This is a genomic window from Salinicoccus albus DSM 19776 (assembly GCF_000385175.1).
Lineage (GTDB): Bacteria > Bacillota > Bacilli > Staphylococcales > Salinicoccaceae > Salinicoccus > Salinicoccus albus.
This window is the reverse complement of record NZ_ARQJ01000024.1, coordinates 14,354-34,151: the sequence shown is the minus strand read 5'-3', so window position 1 is coordinate 34,151 and position 19,798 is coordinate 14,354. Positions and strand designations below refer to the sequence as shown.

General features: G+C 45.9%; 19 protein-coding genes. 3 read left to right on the top strand and 16 right to left on the bottom strand.

The genetic code is table 11. From position 1 onward, the window contains the following. Positions 1-126 precede the first annotated feature (126 nt). The 14 genes from G343_RS0104700 to G343_RS0104635 all read right to left on the bottom strand — a co-directional run bounded on the left by G343_RS0104700 (position 127) and on the right by G343_RS0104635 (position 12,544). Complete coding sequence (locus tag G343_RS0104700) at positions 127-1,605, bottom strand: Na+/H+ antiporter NhaC family protein (RefSeq protein ID WP_020006963.1); 1,479 nt, start codon at positions 1,603-1,605, stop codon at positions 127-129. A 216-nt stretch (positions 1,606-1,821) separates the two neighbouring features. After that, the gene (locus G343_RS14760) at positions 1,822-2,169 is read right to left on the bottom strand and encodes a GNAT family N-acetyltransferase (protein ID WP_020006962.1); all 348 of its coding nucleotides are present in this window, start codon (positions 2,167-2,169) and stop codon (positions 1,822-1,824) included. Between the two features lie 151 nt (positions 2,170-2,320). Then, positions 2,321-2,920, bottom strand: coding sequence for a response regulator transcription factor (locus G343_RS0104690; protein WP_020006961.1), 600 nt, complete (start codon positions 2,918-2,920; stop codon positions 2,321-2,323). Positions 2,921-2,922: 2 nt separating this feature from the next. Further along, positions 2,923-4,047: a sensor histidine kinase gene (locus G343_RS0104685; RefSeq protein WP_020006960.1), complete on the bottom strand. Its 1,125-nt coding sequence runs from the start codon at positions 4,045-4,047 to the stop codon at positions 2,923-2,925. A gap of 105 nt (positions 4,048-4,152) precedes the next feature. Beyond that, complete coding sequence (gene desA, locus G343_RS0104680; RefSeq protein WP_020006959.1) at positions 4,153-5,178, bottom strand: Delta(5) desaturase DesA; 1,026 nt, start codon at positions 5,176-5,178, stop codon at positions 4,153-4,155. Between the two features lie 125 nt (positions 5,179-5,303). After that, positions 5,304-5,858, bottom strand: coding sequence for a DUF4256 domain-containing protein (locus G343_RS0104675; protein WP_020006958.1), 555 nt, complete (start codon positions 5,856-5,858; stop codon positions 5,304-5,306). 115 nt (positions 5,859-5,973) lie between these two features. Then, positions 5,974-6,588, bottom strand: a complete 615-nt coding sequence (locus G343_RS0104670) for a hypothetical protein (protein ID WP_020006957.1) — start codon at positions 6,586-6,588, stop codon at positions 5,974-5,976. A gap of 312 nt (positions 6,589-6,900) precedes the next feature. Next, entirely contained in the window at positions 6,901-8,361 is a 1,461-nt protein-coding gene (locus G343_RS0104665) for an MDR family MFS transporter (RefSeq protein WP_026366270.1), read from the bottom strand. Further along, positions 8,354-9,214 (bottom strand): TetR/AcrR family transcriptional regulator, encoded by an 861-nt coding sequence (locus G343_RS0104660; protein WP_020006954.1) that lies wholly within the window; start codon positions 9,212-9,214, stop codon positions 8,354-8,356. Before G343_RS0104660 ends, G343_RS0104665 begins: the two co-directional genes overlap by 8 nt. A gap of 143 nt (positions 9,215-9,357) precedes the next feature. After that, on the bottom strand, positions 9,358-10,131 hold the full coding sequence (locus G343_RS0104655; protein WP_051087877.1) for a pirin family protein: 774 nt from the start codon (positions 10,129-10,131) through the stop codon (positions 9,358-9,360). A 126-nt stretch (positions 10,132-10,257) separates the two neighbouring features. Further along, positions 10,258-10,845, bottom strand: coding sequence for a superoxide dismutase family protein (locus tag G343_RS0104650; protein ID WP_020006952.1), 588 nt, complete (start codon positions 10,843-10,845; stop codon positions 10,258-10,260). Between the two features lie 129 nt (positions 10,846-10,974). After that, positions 10,975-11,142, bottom strand: coding sequence for a hypothetical protein (locus G343_RS15620; protein ID WP_156823566.1), 168 nt, complete (start codon positions 11,140-11,142; stop codon positions 10,975-10,977). A gap of 37 nt (positions 11,143-11,179) precedes the next feature. Next, positions 11,180-11,833: a carboxymuconolactone decarboxylase family protein gene (locus G343_RS0104640; RefSeq protein ID WP_020006950.1), complete on the bottom strand. Its 654-nt coding sequence runs from the start codon at positions 11,831-11,833 to the stop codon at positions 11,180-11,182. Between the two features lie 102 nt (positions 11,834-11,935). After that, the gene (locus G343_RS0104635; RefSeq protein ID WP_020006949.1) at positions 11,936-12,544 is read right to left on the bottom strand and encodes a class I SAM-dependent methyltransferase; all 609 of its coding nucleotides are present in this window, start codon (positions 12,542-12,544) and stop codon (positions 11,936-11,938) included. A 154-nt stretch (positions 12,545-12,698) separates the two neighbouring features. On the opposite strand from G343_RS0104635, the gene G343_RS0104630 reads away from it, so the two are divergent. From G343_RS0104630 to G343_RS0104620, 3 genes are all read left to right on the top strand, one after another. Next, positions 12,699-13,652, top strand: coding sequence for an arsenic resistance protein (locus G343_RS0104630; RefSeq protein WP_020006948.1), 954 nt, complete (start codon positions 12,699-12,701; stop codon positions 13,650-13,652). A 191-nt stretch (positions 13,653-13,843) separates the two neighbouring features. Then, entirely contained in the window at positions 13,844-15,028 is a 1,185-nt protein-coding gene (locus G343_RS0104625) for a cystathionine gamma-synthase family protein (protein ID WP_020006947.1), read from the top strand. A gap of 14 nt (positions 15,029-15,042) precedes the next feature. Further along, positions 15,043-16,215, top strand: coding sequence for a M24 family metallopeptidase (locus tag G343_RS0104620; RefSeq protein WP_020006946.1), 1,173 nt, complete (start codon positions 15,043-15,045; stop codon positions 16,213-16,215). Between the two features lie 120 nt (positions 16,216-16,335). Here the strand turns inward: G343_RS0104620 and thpD are convergent, their stop codons facing one another. Both thpD and G343_RS0104610 read right to left on the bottom strand, forming a co-directional pair. Beyond that, positions 16,336-17,238, bottom strand: a complete 903-nt coding sequence (thpD, locus tag G343_RS0104615) for an ectoine hydroxylase (protein WP_020006945.1) — start codon at positions 17,236-17,238, stop codon at positions 16,336-16,338. A 209-nt stretch (positions 17,239-17,447) separates the two neighbouring features. After that, positions 17,448-19,580, bottom strand: a complete 2,133-nt coding sequence (locus tag G343_RS0104610) for an ATP-dependent Clp protease ATP-binding subunit (protein WP_020006944.1) — start codon at positions 19,578-19,580, stop codon at positions 17,448-17,450. Positions 19,581-19,798: the final 218 nt, after the last annotated feature.

Sequence of the window (19,798 nt, the reverse complement as noted above, 5' to 3'; positions counted from 1 at the left end):
CATTTTAAGCACACAAAAAACTCCATCGCAGGAATCGTGAACTTACTGTTCACAAATATCCTGCGATGGAGCTGAAATATTAAATAAAATGCTTCATGCAGCGTTATCGATCTCCGCTCTTAAAAGTTACTCATCCTGCGGCGGTTCTCTTAATTCTTCTCCGTTTTTACCTTCAAAGCGCAGCCCCCATCCTGTAAGTGCTGCGATCAGCATGACGATTACCAGGATCCAGCCCTGGAAAACGAACGGGAACACTTCTGTGGGATTAACGATTGGCAGCCATTCATAAGTCCCCTGCATTGTCTGGATGGTAGAATACCCTAATAACACCGGTGCGCCCCAAGGGAAAATATATCCCAGTGCGGAGGTTACTGCATCGAGCATATTCGCTCTTCTGTACCGGTGGATCTTGTATTTCTCACCCAGTTCCTTGACGAATGGCGCAGCAGCAATCTCAGCCGCTGTATTAATGGTAATGGCACTATTCAGCAATCCAACAATGGCCCACATGGCTACCTCTGCCTTACGCACAGATTTGCCGATCCACTTTATAAGCCCTTTCGTTATGGCATCCATCGTGCCGCCCAATCTCAGCAAGTGGGCAGCAGCAACGATCAACAGAATAAGGATCGCCATATTCACATAACCCGAAATACCTTCAATTAGGGCACCTTCAACAACGGCATCAGACTCCGGATTAAAACGGATAATGTCCCCGAATGTTCCAAGGTTTAAAATGATAATCAGTGGTATAGCGGAAATAATTCCCCATGTCAGGGAAGTGATCAAATGATGGCCGGATAATGCTAATATAAGTACTAAAGCGAATGGAGCCAGCATCACCAGACCGCTTGGGTTCGTTTCATCAATCATCGAAGTGATCGCTGCCTGATCAACATTGGCAAGTCCCCCGCCACCGCCAAATATAGCAAATAAGATCACTGAAGGCACAGCTGCCACAATCGCATATTTGAAACGGCTGCGAACAACCCCCGGCACATCCGCATCCTGCGTGGTTGCAGAAACAATCGTGGTATCAGAAACCGGTGCCAGGTTATCACCAAACACTGCACCAGCCAAAATTGCCGCAAACATCATCACCGGATCAGCTTCAACCGCAACACCTGCCGGGAACATGAGCGTACAAAAAGCGACGGTCGTCCCGTATCCTGTGCCCACCGCTGTTGAGAAGACGGAGGCGAGCAGGAATGTTAACGCAACGAATAACCCGCCGGTTAAACCTGTGATACCGCCGACCCAGACGAGCCCTTCAACTAAACCGCCCACCTGGAGCACTTGCGCGAACATACCGGCATAAAACCATGCCACCATCGCGATAACCCCGACAGGCTGCGCCAGCCCGTCGAACAGCCCTTGAGCATAGTCCGCCCACTTGCTCTTTGACATCAGCAGGCCGAGCGTCAAACCGATGACGGCACCTAACACCAGCCCGATTTCAGATGACAGCTGAAGCACACTGGTCGTAATTGCCCATATTACGAAAAATACTAAAGGCACTGCTGCACCGAATACGCCAAAACGAAAATACAACCTTTTAATCGATGTATTCCCTGTCGCGCGGTCCAGCTCTTCGTTATTTGACATTTTTCTTCCCCCTATGTAAAGTATTCTCCCATCTTGTTTCCAACGTTAAAGCATTCAATTGATACCTATTTTCATATACAAGCCTTGTTACAGCGTACCACATATTTAGAAAATTATGAATATGTAAATAAATAGACTTGTACTGACTGCCCTAGCTCTTATAAAAAAGGGGAGAAGCTGTGAGAGACATAGGAATTTCACTGGTTAAATGTCCGATTACAGTTCCATTGACAGTCTGACCATATCCCTGAGAAGGATACCATTAATAATAATGGATTCATCATAGTGTTTCACGAAAAAACCATGATCGATGGATGTCATCCTGAATCCACACTTCTGGTAGAACATCAATTGCTCCACCCCCAGGCTTGCAGTCCCGACATCCATGATCTTATAGCCCTGTTCTTTTGCGGCGGCTGTTGCATGTTCAACCATCTGCTTTCCAAACCCCTGGCCCTGGTAATCTTCATCGACAGCAATATTCATCAGTTCGAGTGTTTCGGGACGTGTGGGCACAAGGACATACACCCCGATTATCCTGCTGGCTTTTTCTAACAGATACACTTTGCCCCTCGAAACTTATGCCCTCACAATTTCCTCAGCAGGATCAGCTATCAGCAAGAGTGCCATTGGCAGTGATTCATTTTTGTTTATTTCCCTAATCATAGTTATCCCCTTGATTTTTCGTTATTTTCAGATTAATTATTATCAGGCACTACTTCAGCCAGCCTTTTTCTTGTGCTTTGCTGATGGCTTCTATACGGTTCTTTACTTGAAGTTTTTCAAGTACGATGGATACGTAATTCCTGACGGTGCCGTTTGACAGATGCAGTTCTTTGGCAATTGATTTGGTGGAACGTCCCGATGACAGCAGCTGGATAATCTCAATCTCCCTGTGTGTCAGTGGATTGCCGGATTCGAATGCGATATCGATCAGTTCCGGAGAATATATCCGTTTTCCTTTAACGATCTGTCTGATCGAATTTGCCAGCGTTTCACTCGGACTGTCTTTTAACAAGTATCCGCTGACTTCTGCCTTCTTGGCCCTTTCAAAATAGCCGGGCCGCGCAAAAGTGGTCAGGATCACGACTTCGCTCCGGGCCCCTTTGAGCTTTTCAGCTGCCTCCAAACCTGTCATTATCGGCATCTCTATATCCATCAGACAGATATCCGGATCTTCCTGTTCCACAAGTTCAATGGTTTCCCGCCCGTTGCCTGATTTACCGACCACTGTCATATCTTCCTCCAGATCAAGGAGCGAGCCAAGCGCCCCAAGCAGTAAATTCTGATCTTCTGCAATGACGATACGGATCAATGCTAAACCTCCTCCATCTGTCTTAATACTTTAGGTACGGAAATATTTATCTCAAACCCTGCCTTGGAACTGAACACATGTATACTGCCATTGATAAAGGACAGTCTTTCCCTCATACCGAGCAGACCGTTGCCATATTCGGGCGTCTTTGATTGATTGGCCCCATCGTCAGACACCTTCAGCAGAACTTCTTTGTCTGTTTCCGTGAAATGAATGATACATGTGCCCGCTCTGCTGTGTTTGACGATATTGGTGACCGCTTCCTTTAAACACATACTGAGTACATTTTCTATCAAAACCGGCAGATCTTTTATATCGATATCAACATTAATATCCTGTTCTATATCGGCGGCCCTGAGCAACGTACTGGCATGATTGATTTCGTCACTCAGATTCACTGATTTCATATCGCTGATCATCTCTCTGACTTCATTCAACGCCTGCCTGGATGCACTCTGTATATCACTCAGTTCCGCTTTTGCCTGATCAGGATCCCTGTCGATAAGTCTGGCCGACAGCTCACTCTTCAGGCCGATCATCGACAGCTTCTGCCCAAGGGTGTCATGCAGATCCCTGGCGATCCGATGCCTTTCTTCAACAACGGCGAGTTCTGAAATCTTCTGGTTGGCATCTTCAAGCTGATCTTCCAGTGCTTCCTGCCGGAGCCTGTTCCGTTTATTCAGCGGAATCAGAATGACAGCGAGAACCGTCATGATCAGAAAAGGCAGATGTCCCAAAAACAGCTGATAGTTATAGAAGAACCCTGTCAGAATCGCGCCTGAAGTGCTCACCAGATGGATCACATACATGGATATGAATCCTGCTTTGCTGCTGATACTGCCAATATAGAAGGCAATGAATATCGCAAAATACACATATCCATACAAAATCGTCATCACAATATTGATCAAAAATTCCAGGCTGATGCCAATATAAATCGAAGGCCCCCGGGTATTGAACGTGAGCCAGAATACCGCAAAGAACAGAAGCGTAACGATGATACCGAACACAACTTCACCCAATGAATTGGAACGGAATATGAAGTAAAAAGGAAGCACACAGAAAATGATCCAGATGTACAGACTCAGCCCGGTATTCCTGGGGAATATATGATACCATTCCCGCATATCACCACCGCCTCTCGTTATTCCTTGAACGTATTGTAACAGTTTTTTCGTCTGTAAAACACGAACAATCCCCCTTCAGTCCAGGGGGATTGTCTATCCGCTTTTCTAGGTTGTATGGGAGCTGGCCGCAGTGTTCCTGAGCCTGTCCCTCACCTGTTTGAAAGTGACGAATGCTTTGGATTCCTCATCATACAGCCGGAATTTCACTGATTCGAGACTGGTCTTCAATGTGATTGTCGTTGCTCTGTGGAGCGGCGGTGTACTCTCATGAGCTGCTTCCAGATTATAGTTTGGCACCCTCGGCACGAGATGGTGGACATGGTGATAACCGATGCTGCCCGTCATCCATTCGAGCCACCTGGGGAGCTTATAGTAGGAACTGCCGTCAACTGCCGCTTTCACATAATCCCATTCAGACTCATTTTCAAAATAGGAATCCTCGAACTGGTGCTGGACATAGAACAGCCAGATCCCCATCGCACCGGCGATATAGAGGATCGGCAGCTGTACCATCAGAAGCACATGCCAGCCCAGCCCAAATCCGATCAGGCAGTAAATGCCTGCAAGTATGAGGTTGATCAGATAGGTGTTCATCCGTTCTTTTTGTTTCGCCCCTTTACGGTTAAAACGGTTGGCACTCAGGAACAGATGCAGGGGACCCAGTCCGAACATAATGACCGGGTTGCGGTAGAGGCGATACTGCAGCCGCTTCCATCTGCCGGCTTCCTTATATTCCTGTACTGTCATCACCCAGATATCTCCGATACCTCTTTTATCAAGATTGCCGCTTGTCGCATGATGCATTTGATGTTCATATTTCCATCGGTTATAAGCGAAGTGTGTAATCACGCCTGTACATGTACCAATGAAATTGTTGAGCTTTTTATCCTTGAAAAAAGAATGGTGGGCACAATCGTGAAAAATAATGAACGTCCGGATCATAAATCCGGCGGCACCCACGCTGAACAGCAAACTCAGCCAAAACGAAATGCTTAATGACTGGTAGGCCAGAAACCATAATACAAAGAACGGGATGATTGTATTGCATAACTGGATGATGCTCGCTTTAGTCTGTGACTTTGCATATGGCATCACTTCTTTTCTGAGTTGTGCTTGCTTTTGTTTCGTCATACCCTGACCCTCTTTTCAGTAATCTATTCGATTCCAGTATAGCTTACCGACAGCTGCGGGTGCAGAGTAATATGTCAGCAATTCAGCATGACATTTGTCATATCTGCGTTTAATATGCGCTCAATTCACACTTTTAATACACCGCGAAATCCTCTCACACCATAGTATGAATCCGCCCCGTTATGATAAGTGAAGACGGTATCATAACGGTAATCACAGAAGAGTGCGCCCCCGAGGTTCCGGATTTTCTGCGGGGTCATTATCCAGCTTGATGTCTTTTTGTCAAAGACCCCAAGCGTCTGCAGGTATCTATACTGCCCTTTATCGAGCATATCAATCCCCATCTCCTCTGCCATATCCATGGCGCTGGTTTCCGGTTTATATTTTTTCCTTGCTTCCAGAGCCGTACGATCATAGCATACTTTCCGCCGGCCTTTCGGACTTTCCGGTGCACAGTCATAGAAGATGTATTCACCCGCCTCGTATGCCACAACGTCAGGCGCCCCTTCGGTCCGCTCCATCTCATTCAGCGACCATAATTTTTCCGGATTTCCGCCGAGTTTCTTTTCAACCTGAGTCCATTCTATCCCTTCATGCCTGTATGCATGCTGGTCAAAACGCTTCTTCAATGTTTGAAGCAGTGCCTCCTGTGTGTCTTTAGACAGCGCTTTATTCACCATATAGTTATCCCCTTCAATTCCATACTTTTGATGCTGTTACTATTTACCACATTTCTCAGGCAAAAAACCTCAATCACCCATGAGTGATTGAGGCCATAAATATACGATACAATTTTTATGGAGCTTCGACGCCGCTTTCTTCAGCCAGCTTCCTGTATCTCATTGTAAGATAGAAACCATAGATTACTGAAGCCGCTGCACCGCCAATTCCCGCAATCGCAAATACCATCATCCAGGTCGTATCTGCCTGGAATGCATAATATGACGCGATACAGCTGGAGATAATCGGCAGCGGTGCAACCAGATAATCGATTTTCCGCGTGGTGATTGAGGCCTGCTGTATGAAATGGACGCCGACCATAAGTGACAGGAACGGCAGTATGAAGTGTACCAGCTCATAGGAGATGAGCATGACAATCACTATGACCGCAATCGCACTCCCGATACCGATCAGCAGCCCCATAGACTGGCTGATCCGTCTGCCTTCCTGACTTCTGTATAATTTGAAACGTCTTAAATGCTGCAGATGCTTATAGTTTTTCCAGAGCAGATAAAAAGCCACCGCTAACATTACAATGGTCAATATCCAGCCGGCTGCCCCCCATGCCGCACCAAACCAGAGTGAGTAGGCAATTGTAAACAGTCCCATGAGTATACCAAATGGGACAATCTGCTGTGCCGCCTCCCTGTATGTTCTTGGTGCTTCATCTGTTGTAACTTCTGCATTCATCATATCAACCCCTTATATTTCGGACATTTAACGCATAATAATTAGAACGATAATATCAGTACTTAATTTTATTATGACAATTTTATGTATGTATTTCAAATTAAATAATCTAACTTTCATAAAATTAAATCATAAATTAAAACCTTACATTTCATACTGCTGATTAATAACGGGGGACAACATATATCAACGAAACTCAAGATGGAAAAGTGTCTCATGAACTGCTCTGAGAAACTATCATCAATGAAAAAATGAAAAGACGATAAAACAACCAGCAGAACTTTGTTCTGCTGGCTGTTCTCACTCTCATAACTATTGACTGAACTCCTGTGAGTGAATCTGGCTGACAATTTCTTTTTCTTTTTTGGGCGGCTGCAGGAACAGGGCGAGTATAAATGCGATAAAGGAAAGGATTGTACTTCCCATGAATGCCCATTCGAATCCTGTAACCTGTGCCAACTGTGCCGCCATCTCCGGCGAGGTACCAGAGGCCGGTGCGTAATTTGCCGCGCCCATCGCGACGAGTGTGACAAGAATCGCTGTACCGATGGAGGCTGCAATCTGCTGCAGTGTATTGGCCATAGCGGAGCCATGTGCATACCATTTCGGCGGCAGCTGATTCAATGCTGAAGTCATTACAGGCATGAGGGCCAATGACAAGCCAAACATGCGGACAGCAAACACGACGGTCATATACAGGAATGAGGTTTCCAATGACAGCTGGGTAAACATGAATGTCGTTGCAGTCACGACAGCAAGGCCGCTGAGCGCCAGCCATTTGGCACCGTACATATCAAACAGGCGCCCGGTAATCGGCGACATGAGTCCGATTACCACCGCTCCCGGCAATAATACGAGTCCGGACTGAAGCGGTGTAAACCCAAGGACATTCTGCATGAACAATGGCAGCAGTGTTTCAGCACCGATCAGGGAGATCAATACAGTCATTGTAATAATGATGGCCAATGTGAATATGCGGAACTGGAACACTCTGAATTCGAGCATCGGCGTTTGCAGTATCGTCTGTCTCTTGATGAACAATCCGATAATGAGTGCACCCGCGATAACAGCAGTCAGTACAAGCGGACTTGTCCATCCCTCTTCTGAAGCGATGCTGAAACCATACAGGAAAGATCCGAAACCTGCAGACGACAGAATAATGGACAGAACATCGATTTTAGGCTTCCTCAAATCAGTGACATTCTTCAGGAACAATGCACCGACAGTCAATGTCACAGCAACGATCGGCAGAACGGTGATGAACAGGGAACGCCAGGAGAAATGTTCCAGCAAAAACCCTGATAAAGTCGGCCCGATCGCCGGGCCGAACGCGATGACGATACCAATCATACCCATGGCAGTCCCGCGTCGATGAACACTGACCACTGCCAGCAGGACGGTCATCAGAAGCGGCAGCATAATGCCCGATCCCGATGCCTGGACAATGCGGCCCAACAGCAGGATCGGATACACGGGGGCGACAGCCGCAATGGCTGTGCCGGCACCAAATAATCCAATTGCAGTCAGGAACAGTCCTCTCGTTGAAAAGCGTTCAATTAAAAAGGCGGATATCGGAATCATGATACCGTTCGTCATCAGGAATGCTGTGGTCATCCATTGTACTTCTCCCTGTGTGATACCAAAGGCATCCTGTATCGAAGGAAGTGCGGTTGCCAGCAGCGTTTCGTTCGTAATGCCCATGAAAGCTCCGATGAGGAGCGCTGCGATCATCAATACTTTTTGTTTCATGGGCAGATCCCAAGTGTCATTCATTTATATTCTCCTTCCACACTTCCCATTCAATGATAATGGAAGTCAGTTTTCTCTTTAGTTCCGGTATTTGACTCAGCTGGGTAAATAATGCTTCCACAAGGAATTCCCTCGGCCGGGACTGGATAAGTTCTTCAATAAGTAAATCAAAGGTCTGGATTGTTTTCTCTTCTGCTAAATCGAGTGTTTCACGATGTGCTTTTAGCTCTTCGACCATATTAAGATGCAGATTTTCTCCATCTTTCATTTCGTCCATCAATTTCGGCAGCACCGGCTGCAATGCATCATCGTTATTCACGATCGCCCGCAGACTCTCGGCTATGAAATCTCCAACCATATCAAGCGGCAGATCAGTATCCGACCAGATGATTGTCATCAGATAGAAATGCATCGTTCCTTCCATCATTAATGAAAGATCATTGATATAGTTTAAAGGCTTCGTGCCGAATGCTGCAAAAAGTGCCTGCCTATGCCATTCCTGTATCATTTCAATGATGCGCCCCAGGGCTGTCTGTACGTCAACTTCGTTCGACAGAGAGGCATCATTCCTGATTTCATGAAAGAAATAGTGATAGTCAAACAACTGTTCCAATTCAATCGTAATCTTCTTTTTCAGAACCAGTAAAGCGTCCCCCTGGAGCGCTTTGACATGATGCTCGGATTTCTCCAGCATATCTTCATAAAAACGATTCAGCAGCCCCAAAACCAGACTTTCTTTTGATTTAAAATGTTTATAGAAACCGCCTTTGGATATTCCAATCGCTTCTGTAATATCCTCGACAGATGTTGCATGAAACCCATTTCTCTGAAACAGATCAATTGCAGCATCGAGCAGTTCTTCTTTTCTCCCTGCCAATATCTCACCCCGAATGACTATTCATTTACCTTAAGTATCTTTTGAGTCACGATGGATAATGTAACACATACATTTTTTACATTCAATCTTTTTTAACCATAAAAATTCCCGTTAACGGAATGCATCCGCTAACGGGGTCTAAATTACATAAATGGGAGATCTGCCCGCTTGTCCGCTTCATTTTTCGGACCACTGAAACTGCCTGCATAAGTCATCTCTGCCCCGAGGTCCGCAAGAAACAATACAACAATGCTGTCTTCAACCAGATTGAGAATCGGAAACGTTTTTGCTTCTCCTGACATTGCATCTCCTTTTTCAAGTACGCTGCCGTCCGCTTCCGCCCTGCCTTCCATCATATAGAGGAAAGGTGTCATACCGTTGAAACGGGGCAATTCCAATTGCTGTCCGGCTTTACCATGGGCGTCATACACGACAACTGCCTGGCGGATTTCAAGCGGGGGATCAATTTCTCCGGGCCCTGCAACTAAGTGCCATTCGCCGGTCTGTTTAATCTTTCTTTCAGCAAACTGCACGTTTGGGGACATATCTGCTTCGCGCGGTCTGATAATGACCTGAAGCATATCCACATCACCGTATTTTGCGGATTCCTGATGATAGAAACTGTCACCGGCATTCATCATCATTGTACGGGCCGGACTCACCCAAACCTTTGAGCCATCCGAGTCTTCATGAAGCATTTCACCTGTGTGGATGTAACTCAATATTTCGTCATTCGTGTGCTCATGCATTTTAATCTTCAGACCTTTTTTAAGTCTGGCATGATCGATCAGCGCAATCGGACCGAAAGCCCAGTCATCACTGCTGCCATTTTCAAAGATCAATCCCGGCCGGTATCTCTCAACACTGAAAAAACCTGTCCCTATACGAAATGCCTGATCTTTCTTCATTACATTCATAGATCTGTCCTTCCCTGCTTTATATCTCAATTTTATCATCAAACATCGGTTATTCATCAGAATCTGATTCATTAGAAAGCCTGCCACTTTGAGTGGCAGGCGGACCCGTCATTATTTGATTACCGGTTATTGTTCAATCACACCGCAGGCAATTCTGTCCCCTGCATCACCTGAAGGCTGGGATTCATAGTCATCCGCTTCTGAGTGGATAACCAGCGCTGTACCGTCTTCAGTAAACAGTGTATTGTCCTGACCTTCTTCGAGCGTCACCATATCTGCTGTACGTTCAGCACTTACAGTGCCATCTTCAGACACTTCGATATTCTCCAAATCACCGGCATGAGGGCCGTCCGGGTCATCAAAACCGTGATTGGCATCCGTCGGGTTATAATGATCTCCTGCTGATTGGAAATCCGGTGTTTCACAGGCACCGCTATTGTGTATGTGGAATCCTTTTTCACCTGAAGACAAGTTTTCACCTTCCAATGCAATGTTTACACCGGAGTCATCTTCAGTCAATGTCGCGGTTGCAGTTTCTTCACCGTCATTATTCTGCATGGAAACTTCCACTTCTTCAGAACTTCCGCCCGAAGATCCTTCCTCTGTATTTTCCGAACTGCCGGAATCTTCTTCAGAGCCGTTCTCGCCTGTGCCGCATGCTGCCAGAACCAGTGTAAGTGCTGCAATCAGAGCTAAAAATATCCAGCGTTTCATAAAGCACTCCTTTCAACTTACAATTTTCTTAACCTTTCCCATTCACAGACAGCTGTAAACTCACTTTCCTCAATATGGTCAGTCACATTATATAAAAGCTGCCTGCAGATGCAGGCAGCTTTTATATTACTATTCTTCCTCTGTACCTTCCGAATTCTGCCCATTTTGCTGCTGGGGTGTGTCATCAATGGTCTGCTGCTGATCGCCTTCATCCTCATCATTTCCCATTCCCGGAACACATCCAGACAATATGAGCATAAACATTGCCATAAGGGAGGTGAACAACCATCGTCTCATTTAAATCTCCTTTCAAATGCAACTGACAGGATCACAGTTACGCATCATACGATTCCATTGCATTCACACTGTGTGCAAAAGCTGAACCTGCTTTCAATGCAGTCCCCACCATGATGGACTCGGCCATTTCTTCACGGGAGACCTCCAGGCTTTTAGCATTTTTAGTATGAATTTCAATGCAGTACGGGCAGCCGGTGATATGCGCCACTGCCACTGCAATCAACTCTTTATCTTTCTGGCTGATCAGGCCGGGCTTCATCGCCTCTTTATCAAACTGATTGAATGCTTTGAATCCATCCGGACTCAGTTCCCCGAATTCACTCAGTCTCTTGATGTTCGATTTCTGGTAAAGTTCCTCATTCTCACCGTCATATGCCTGGAGCGCATTGACACCATGCGCCATGGCGGAACCTGCTTTAAGTGCCGCCGCCACCATGATCGCTTCTGATATTTCTTCTTTTGAGACTTCCAGTTTTTTAGCATTGTTTACATGGATATCAATGCAGTACGGGCAGCCGGTGACGTGGGCCGACGCCACCGCAATCAGTTCTTTCGTCTTTTGCGGGACGACGCCGTCGGCAACCGCCGCCTGATCAAAGGCATTAAATTTTTTGAATGCATCCGGGGCGAGTTTGGACATTTCAGGCAAACGCTCGAGATTTGATTTTTGATAAAGACTGTCTTCAGACATATGATGACCTCCTGGAATTTAATATAAAGTTAATTTTCAGAACATAAAAACATTTCTTTATCCAGAATATCCAAAGCAGCGCCCGGTTTCAAACGATTGAACTTACCTACTGTCCGTTTCAGCCCATATCAGATACATACTGCCTGCCAGATATCTTTCTTCCCTGAGGATATTCAGTCGTGAGGACTTGACAATACCGCTGATATCCCTGTTCTGATGGCATCCCACAATCATAACTGCTGCCGGATCAACCAGTCTCTGGATGCCGGAAAGAAATTTATTGGAGCTGATGCCATGTTCCATCAAAAGGATTTTACCCTCCGGTCTGCACCACTTCCGGAATTTTTCCAATACCTTCGCCGGTTCCCGGTATGCACAAAAACTGAGCGAAGAGACGATGGTATCAAAACTGTCTGCATCAAAGGCCATCGACTCCACATCTGCTTGTATCAGCGTCGTTGTAAAAGGGTAATCTTTTGAAGCAGCAGCAGCCGCTTTCAGCATTTCCCCGCTGAAATCGACCCCGGTCAGCTCAGACACTTCGCTATAGAAGGCAAAGTTATATCCCGAGCCGACAGCCACCTCCAGAACATGCCCTTCAGCTTCTGGGAAAATGCGTTTTCTGAATCGGTAAGTATTATCTTTTTCACGTCGTGCGTCATACTTTTTTGCCTGTTTATCAAATTTCCTGATCAATGATTTCCGGTCCATATTATCCCGTCTCCCCGAGTCCATCATTTTCCATAAGAATATCTGTTTGCAGACCGTTTGTCTATCAGCAAAAACCGGTTGTTTATCAAAAGCGAGAATTAGATATATAATGGGAAAGAATGCAATACATCCATGCTGTTATAGGAGCTTCACTATGAATATATTGGAAAAATTCCAGACGCTGATCATCCTGTCCGGCGTTGGCATGGGTCTGTTACTCGGGCAGCTCCCCGTTGTTGAACAAAATGCCGGTGCCTTCATTATCCCTTTCATACTGCTGATGCTGTACGGATTGTTTTTAACCATCCCTATCCAGAACCTGAAGGATGCGTTTAAACACATCAAATTCCTCAGCACGAGTACACTCATTAATTTTGTGTGGTCACCGCTTTTAGCCTGGGCCCTCGGTGCAATATTCCTAAGCGATCATCCGGCATTGTGGATCGGCTTCATCATGCTGATGGTGACCCCGTGTACAGACTGGTATCTGATGTTTACTGCTGTGGCCCGCGGCAATGTCCCGTTATCCGCCTCACTGCTGCCGGTCAACTTTATCCTTCAGATTCTGCTTTTGCCGGTCTATCTGCTTATCTTTTCAGGCACGATTACAGCCGTTCCCTTTAACACGGTGCTGGAAAGCATTGTGCTCGTAATTTTCTTACCATTTATAATTGCTCATCTAACCCGGCTGCTGTTCAAGAATAGGAAAAATCTCCTCGAAGACAAGCTCATCCCGTTCTTTTCATCAGCGCAGATATTGTTCCTGACAATGGCCATCACGGCCATGTTTGCCTCACAGGGCGCGTATTTGACGAATAATCCCGAAGTTCTCTTCATCATGATGATACCGGTCCTGCTCTTCTTCATCATTAATTTTATCGTCGCACAGACTGCGGGCAGAGTAATGAATTTTTCGTATGCGGATACGGTGAGCCTCAACATGACAATCATTGCCCGTAACTCTCCGGTAGCGCTGGCTATCGCCGTCACCGCATTTGTGGACCAGCCGCTAGTTGCACTGGTGCTTGTCATCGGGCCGCTGATTGAGCTGCCGGTGCTGGCCATCATTTCGCAAATACTGCTTCTCTTCAGAAAAAGACGGGGATAAATACACCCGTCTCCAACGTATCATTCATCATTTTCAGATTTTTTGTTATTTTAGATTATTATAGATGAAACTTTTGCCGGTAAGATGTTATAATACGTTTAAAGGGGATAGATATCCGTACCACCCTTTTTATTTTCGTATAATATGTAAGCGCTTTCATTATGAGATATGAGGAAGGATGTGCGGTAATTATGGAAAAGAAAGTGAATCCAGCCACAAACACTGTCTGGGCAGGGGAGAAGGCGTACAGAGTCCATGGTGCCAGCCAGGTGCCGATCGTCAATAGTGTCACCTATAACTATGATGATCTGGACCTTTGGTACCAGGTCGCGCTCGGTAATGAGAAAGGGCATATTTATGGCAGGAATACCAACCCGACGCTGGCCGCTTTTGAGGACAAGATCAGAGATTTGGAAGGTGCTGAAGCAGCCACAAGTTTTTCTACTGGAATGGCGGCAATCAGTGCCGCAATGCACACCTTTTTGCGCCCCGGAGACCGGGTCGTCAGCATCAAGGACACCTATGGCGGAACAAACAGAATTTTCAATGAGTTCCTGCCGAAACTGGACATCGTTGTCACACTTTGTGAAACCGGGGACCATGATGGACTGGAAGCAGAAATCAGTAAGGGATGTAAAATTGTACATCTGGAAACACCGACGAACCCGACGGTGAAAATCACTGACATTGAACGAATCGCCAAAACAGCAAAAGCAAATAACGCACTTCTCGTGGTGGACAACACATTTGCAACCCCCATACTGCAGAACCCCCTCGATCTCGGCGCAGATCTGGTTATCCACAGTGCGACGAAATTTTTGGGCGGGCATGCGGATGCGCTTGGCGGCGCGGTATGCGGCAGCAGGGATCTGGTGGGACAGGTCTTCCACTACCGGGAAATCAACGGGGCGACAATGGATCCTTTCGGTGCCTACATGATGCTCAGAGGGATGAAAACGCTGGACTTAAGAGTATGGAAACAGACTGAGAATGCGGGAAGGATTGCTGAATTCCTTTCTGGGCATCCGGCAGTTTCAGAAGTATTTTATCCAGGGTTCCCTGACCATCCGAACCATGAAATTGCCAAAAGGCAGATGAAAGGGTTTGGGGGTATCTTCAGCTTCTCACTGTATGGCGGCATGGAGACAGTTAAAAAAGTGCTGCCGAGATTGGAATATGCCAACCGGGCAGCCAATCTCGGCGCTGTTGAGACGACCGTCGGGCCCGCTTATACGACGAGTCATGTGGAGTCCACTTCAGAAGAACTTAAGGCGCTCGGAATCGCGGAGAGTCTGGTGCGCTACTCAGCTGGAATCGAAAAATTTGAAGATTTAAAGGCAGATCTTGAATCTGCTTTACAAATACTGAATGATTAGGAGGGTAGATATAGATGTTCTCCACTGAAGAATATGTAATGCGTAATGATAAGACCAAACAGAAGATGCTCGAATATGGTGTAGAGGTGCTGGTCGTTTCCAATCCCTCAAACATGTGCTACCTCACCGGATATAATGCATGGAGTTTCTACGTGCACCAGGCGGTCATCCTGTTTGTTGACGAAGAAGAGCCGCTCTGGATCGGCAGAGGCATGGATGCACGGGGGGCCGAGCTGACCACCTGGATGAAAAACGACAGCATTATTTACTATCCTGACGAATACGTGCAATCCACTATCCGTCATCCGATGGATTTCATCGCTCAAGTATTGAACCGGCGGGGGAAAGGCAGAAAGAAAATCGGAGTCGAAATGGATGCATTCTATTATACAGCCAAATGTCAGGAACGCATGAACTATGGGATGCCCAATGCAGAATTCAAAGATGCCAGCGGTCTGGTGAACTGGGTCAGAGTCATTAAAACGGAGACAGAAATCAGCTATATGAGAAATGCTGCCCAAATTGTCGAAGACGCCATGCAGAAGGCCTATGACCTTGCAGATATTGGTGTCAGGGAAAATGATGTCGCCGCCGCAATCACCCATACACAAATATCCGGCAACGAAGAATTCGGCGGTGATTACACATCCATGGTACCGATGATGCCTGCCGGCAGACATACAGCAAGTCCCCATCTGACATGGACGGAAGAACGATACAAAGAAGGGGACATTATCACTTTTGAAATTGCCGGCTGCCAGCACAGGTATCACGTGCCGATGGCCAGAACAATGTCGCTGGGGAAAGCGCCTGAGTTCGTGCTGGAAGTCGGCAAAGTTGTGGATGAAGGGATCAATGAAACCTTACGTCACATGAAACCCGGCATCACGGCGGAAGATGTGAATAATATATGGAGTGATACAATCGCCAGACACGGCTATGAGAAAAAATCCAGAATCGGCTATTCAATCGGGATGAGTTATCCGCCGGACTGGGGAGAGCACACCATCAGTTTCAGACCGGATGACCGTTCCATACTCGAGCCGAACATGACATTTCATCTGATGCCGGGCATATGGTTCGAAGACTTCGGCGTATCCATTACAGAATCTATACGCATCACGGAGGACAGTGTTGAACAGTTCACCTCCTTCGATCGAAAGATTTTTGAGAAAGAGATTAGATAGATATCAATCACACCCGCAGAAATTAAAAAAGCTGCCCCGGAGGCATCATACATTTCAGCCCGGGGCAGTCCAAATTTATTTGCCAGTAATTTTATATCAGGAAAGTTTACTTTCAACTCTTTATCTGCTGCCGCTTAACGTAGATGCACCTTCTCGTACAGCGATGTACTCAGGACGTTCTTTGCCGCCTGAATACGGTCTGACCAATTGGTTTTCAACGCTGTTATATACCATAAATAAGTTGTTGCGGCTATACGGTGTAATATTACCACTTGATCCATGCATGGTATTGCTTTCAAATAAGGTGATGGAACCCGCTTTTCCTGTGGGTACAGAGATGCCTCCGCCCTGATCAGCTAACCAGCGCAGGCTGTCATGATCAGGTACACCGAATTTTTGTTTCTGCAATGACTCTTTGTAATTGTCATCTGGGGTTTCCCCAGCACAGCTGACATAATATTTATGGGATCCAGGGATAAGCATTAAAGGCCCATTAAATGTATAGTTGTCGGATAAGGCAATCGACAGGCTGACCGCCCGCATCCGAGGCATTCCATCTTCCACATGCCATGTTTCAAAGTCCGAATGCCAATCAAATTCTTTGCCTGAGAACCCTGGTTTATAGTTAATTCGAGATTGATGGACGTAAACCTCGCTGCCAAGCAGGTAGTTTACGATATCCAGCAGCCGCTGATCACTGGCTACTTGTTTAAAATAGCTGTCATCGTTGTGCACATGGAAAATAGATCTGATTTCTTCACTTTGCGGCTCACGAATCACTTTCTCAGAATTCACGTCTTTAGTGGAGTCCTGCAGTTCAAAAATGCCGTTTTGCATATCGGTGACCTCTTGCGGAGAGAAGAAATTTTCAATCTGCAAAAAGCCATTTTGTTCATATGAATCAAGCTGTTCTTTGGAAAGCGGCGCCTGATTATCTTTGGACCGATCTGTGTGAATCACAGGATCCTTGCGTTTTAAAATCTCCGGTTTATTATTCTGTCTTGACGGATAAAGATCTTCCATTATAAACACTCCTATCAAAAATTTTGTATCTCTATATTCAATGTAGTGTCTATTGTTGTCTAATTACCGGCTTTTAGTAAGAGAACCTTCCTGTATCCCGACCCATACCCTGCCAAATAGTTAATAAACTTAAAAATGCAGAAATTTTAGTATAAAAAAGCCAGCGCTGGGTCAAATCATTTGACCCAGCGCCGGCTTGACTTTTAGTTCTATGCTCTGACTACTTTAATTTCGCCATCCTGCACTTTGGCTCTTACCTGCTGCAGATCTTCCTCTTCAAGGATCAGATCAGTCAGCTGATCTTCTATCTTGTCCTGGATGACTCTGCGCAGCGGTCTGGCACCGAATCGTTTGTCATAACCGAGACTGACCAGTTCACGCTTGGCACTGTCTGTGATCGTGATGGATATATCATTTTCTTCGATTCTTTCTTCCAGTTCAGCAAGCATGAGGTTGACGATTTCCCGCAGATTTCCTTCTGAAAGTTCATTGAAGTTGATGATGGAGTCAAAACGGTTCAGGAATTCCGGCTTGAAATACTCACTCAGGTTATCAAGTGTTTTCACGGATTCGTGCCTGTCCGGATTGAAACCGACACTTGCAGTATTCACGCCTGTACCTGCGTTACTTGTCATGATGATGACTGTTTCCTTGAAGCTTACTGTACGTCCGTGAGAATCAGTCAGATGACCATCTTCCATAATCTGAAGGAACATGTTCTGTACATCCGGATGTGCTTTTTCAATCTCATCCAGCAGAATGATGTTATACGGATTGTGACGCACTTTTTCTGTCAGCTGTCCCGCTTCTTCATGGCCGACATAGCCTGGAGGGGAACCAATGATTTTAGATACGGTGTGTTTTTCCATATATTCACTCATATCAAGCCGAATCAGTGAGTCCCTGGTACCGAACAATTCTTCAGCCAATGCTTTTGTCAGCTCTGTCTTGCCAACACCTGTCGGTCCGACAAACAGGAATGAACCGATTGGGCGATATTCGGACTTGAGACCGGCACGTGAACGTCTGATTGCTTTGGCCACTTTGCCGACCGCTTCTTCCTGACCGATGACTTTTGATCCCAGGTTGCCTTCAAGGTCCCGCATTTTTTGCTGTTCGTCCGCTTGAAGCTTAGTGACAGGAATACCCGTTCTTTCTTCTACCATCAATTGGATATCGGAGACATCCACTTCGACTGTCTGTTCATCGTCTTCTGCCTTTTCAAGCTGTTTTTCAAGCTGCAGCTGCTGATATTTTAGATGTGCCGCTTTTTCATAGTCTTCCTCGTCTGCAGCTTCATCTTTTTCTCTTTCGATCTTATCGAGCTGCTGCTGGATTGAACCTGAATCATTTTCGGCATTTGAAAGGTTCAATCTTGATCCGACTTCATCCATCAGATCTATCGCTTTATCCGGCAGGAATCTGTCCTGGATATAACGGTCTGATAATGTGACGAATGCACGGACCACTTCATCGGAATATCTGACTTCGTGGAAGTTTTCGTAACGGTCTTTGATGCCATGAAGAATCAGTTCGGATTCTTCCAGTGAAGGCTCTTTGACCATTATCGGCTGCAGACGGCGTTCAAGCGCTGCGTCTTTCTCAATCTGACGGTATTCTTTCAGTGTTGTCGCGCCGATAATCTGGACTTCCCCGCGTGCAAGTGCTGGTTTCAGGATATTGCCTGCATCCATCTGGGAACTTTCCGCAGTACCTGCGCCCACAATCTGATGCATTTCGTCGATGAACAGAATGACTTCTGTACGTTCCTGCAGTTCACTGATCAGCTGTTTCATGCGTTCTTCGAACTGACCGCGCATGCTCGTGTTTGCGACGAGGGATGCCACATCAAGGATATATATTTCCTTATCCATCAGTTTTGCCGGCACAGCGCCCTCAGAAATTTTCAGTGCGAGCCCTTCAGCAATCGCTGTTTTACCGACACCGGGTTCACCGATCAGAACCGGATTGTTTTTATTTCTCCTGTTCAGTGTTTCAACGACGCGTTTAACTTCCTTATCACGGCCGATGACAGGGTCGATATTCCCCGCTTTGGCTTCATCAGAGACGTTTTTACCTAACTGGTCAAGCAGACCATCGTCTTTTTTCGTTTTTTGTTTTGTTTTTGTTCCCGTCTGGCTGTTTCCATTCGCTCCGAAAGCATTATTATTAAATTCATTATTGTCGAATGGAGCACCTTTAAAGAAATCGTTGGAATTCATCATTTGGCCCTGGATTTCACGGAAACAATCATTACATAAATGTACCTGCATTTTCTGGTTGTTAATATTCATAGCCAGATTCACACTGGATTCGTTAACACCACAATTTTGACATTTCATGGATTTTTCCTCCTCTTTTAGTCGATGAATTTGTGTTCATTGACTTTGACTATCTTTGACTATATTTACAGTGTAAAACGTTGTTTTGATGTTTTCAATCAAGTTGCTCAATCAAAAGCCAGATGTTTTGTAACTCCAAACCATCTGACTATCTTTGACCTTCGACTGTAATACCATTATACATTGACCTTCTTTGACTTTCAAGAGGTTTATTTGAA

Coding starts and splice junctions, on each gene's coding strand:
- G343_RS0104700 (WP_020006963.1), bottom strand. CDS start 1,605: ATGTCAAATAACGAAGAGCTGGACCGCGCGACAGGGAATACATCGATT.
- G343_RS0104685 (WP_020006960.1), bottom strand. CDS start 4,047: ATGCGGGAATGGTATCATATATTCCCCAGGAATACCGGGCTGAGTCTG.
- desA (WP_020006959.1), bottom strand. CDS start 5,178: ATGACGAAACAAAAGCAAGCACAACTCAGAAAAGAAGTGATGCCATAT.
- G343_RS0104675 (WP_020006958.1), bottom strand. CDS start 5,858: ATGGTGAATAAAGCGCTGTCTAAAGACACACAGGAGGCACTGCTTCAA.
- G343_RS0104670 (WP_020006957.1), bottom strand. CDS start 6,588: ATGAATGCAGAAGTTACAACAGATGAAGCACCAAGAACATACAGGGAG.
- G343_RS0104665 (WP_026366270.1), bottom strand. CDS start 8,361: ATGAATGACACTTGGGATCTGCCCATGAAACAAAAAGTATTGATGATC.
- G343_RS0104655 (WP_051087877.1), bottom strand. CDS start 10,131: ATGAATGTAATGAAGAAAGATCAGGCATTTCGTATAGGGACAGGTTTT.
- G343_RS0104650 (WP_020006952.1), bottom strand. CDS start 10,845: ATGAAACGCTGGATATTTTTAGCTCTGATTGCAGCACTTACACTGGTT.
- G343_RS15620 (WP_156823566.1), bottom strand. CDS start 11,142: ATGAGACGATGGTTGTTCACCTCCCTTATGGCAATGTTTATGCTCATA.
- G343_RS0104640 (WP_020006950.1), bottom strand. CDS start 11,833: ATGTCTGAAGACAGTCTTTATCAAAAATCAAATCTCGAGCGTTTGCCT.
- G343_RS0104635 (WP_020006949.1), bottom strand. CDS start 12,544: ATGGACCGGAAATCATTGATCAGGAAATTTGATAAACAGGCAAAAAAG.
- G343_RS0104630 (WP_020006948.1), top strand. CDS start 12,699: ATGAATATATTGGAAAAATTCCAGACGCTGATCATCCTGTCCGGCGTT.
- G343_RS0104625 (WP_020006947.1), top strand. CDS start 13,844: ATGGAAAAGAAAGTGAATCCAGCCACAAACACTGTCTGGGCAGGGGAG.
- G343_RS0104620 (WP_020006946.1), top strand. CDS start 15,043: ATGTTCTCCACTGAAGAATATGTAATGCGTAATGATAAGACCAAACAG.
- thpD (WP_020006945.1), bottom strand. CDS start 17,238: ATGGAAGATCTTTATCCGTCAAGACAGAATAATAAACCGGAGATTTTA.
- G343_RS0104610 (WP_020006944.1), bottom strand. CDS start 19,580: ATGAAATGTCAAAATTGTGGTGTTAACGAATCCAGTGTGAATCTGGCT.